A 1438-nucleotide genomic window follows, 5' to 3' on the forward strand; every position below is an offset into this window, starting at 1 on the left:
TGCCAACGGGCTCAAGGCCGCCTGTTATCGCTTGAACACCCGATTGCTCCACCGGCCTCCTCGGGACCCGGCGCCCGGCGGCCTGATCGAGAGACTCTTTCAAACCGCCCAACATCAGTTCGAGGCCGAGGTCCGCGCCGGAGATTTGCTCACCCTGGAGCAACTCAACCGCGCGCTGTCCGCCTGGCTGTCCGTTGCTTACCACAAAGATATCCACAGCGAGACCGGACAATCGCCTGAAGACCGCTATCGACAGGGCCTGACCATCATCCGCCAGGTCGACATGAGCCGCGTGATCGAATCGTTCATGCAAGCCATCCCGCGCACCGTCAACCGGACCTTTTCCGATGTCCAGGTCAATAAACGCTTCTACCGGGTGGATCCCAAGCTGCGCGGAGACAAGGTAGAGGTCCGCTTCGATCCGTTTTCAACCTGGGATAAGGTCCAGATCCATTCCCTGGACGGGCAGTATCTGGGCACCGGGTTGCTGCATCAGCGCCAAACCGGACTACCGGCCGTCCCCCATCCGCAACGCAAAAAACCCGAACACAGCTACACCGAACTGTTGATCCAGCAGCACAAACAGGAACTGGCCGAAAAAACCGGCGGTATCGATTATCTCCAAATCGTCGAACACCGCCGGTGGCCGTTTCACCAATTCGCCGGCACCGTGGCTCAGCTCCTCGGATTTAAAGCCGGGTTGACCGGGCTTTGCTCCGGCGACCTGGAAGCGCTCAAGAAGGTCTATAACCAAAGTTCATCCATCGACAGGCAGATGGTTAAAAACGCCTTTGAAAACGCAAGACAACCCAGCGTGCCCTACATCATCGCCGAACTCAAACAACTCATCAAAGGAGACCGCTAATGTTTTTAACCCATTTTCCTTTAACGGCCCATCCGTTTGCCGAAAAACCACCCATTGAATGGCTGCAACGCGATCCCAGGATCGAACAGGCCCTGGCACGGCTTAAATTCTTCGAACAACAAGGCGCCCTGGCCTTGATCCTCGGTCAGACCGGACTGGGCAAATCTTCTCTATTGAGGCTCTTCATCCATGAGTTGCCACACAACCGGTATCATCCGCTTTACCTTCATCTCACCCCCATCCAGGCCAATGCCTTTCTCAGGCTCATGGTCACCAAACTCGGCGAAAAACCCAAAATGGGAAAGGACCGCATGCTGCTGCAGATCCTCGAACGCATCAAACAAAACGAAAAGTGTACCCTGTTGATCATCGACGAGGCCCATCTGATCGATCCTAACACCCTGACCGACCTGCGCCTGTTGATCTCCTCCATCGATGAACAGATATCGCTCAAAATCGTCTTATGCGCCAGGACAGCCTCAGGGATATCCTCAACCGTGCCTCGCATACCGATCTGGCCCATCGCATCAACATGCGCTTTGCCCTGCATGCGCTCTCCAAGGAACAATCCGG

The 1438-nt window shown here is 55.8% G+C and carries 2 protein-coding genes; both read left to right on the forward strand.

The features are described from left to right. A partial coding sequence (locus JCM12296_RS34805; RefSeq protein ID WP_172684270.1) for a Mu transposase C-terminal domain-containing protein occupies positions 1-865 on the forward strand: 865 nt, incomplete at its 5' end. Then, positions 865-1438, forward strand: a 574-nt coding sequence (locus JCM12296_RS34810) for an ATP-binding protein (protein ID WP_157068197.1), incomplete at its 3' end; no start/stop codon positions are given. The genes JCM12296_RS34805 and JCM12296_RS34810, both read left to right, overlap by 1 nt.

This window comes from Desulfosarcina cetonica JCM 12296, from assembly GCF_001311845.1.
Taxonomy (GTDB): Bacteria; Desulfobacterota; Desulfobacteria; order Desulfobacterales; family Desulfosarcinaceae; genus Desulfosarcina; species Desulfosarcina cetonica.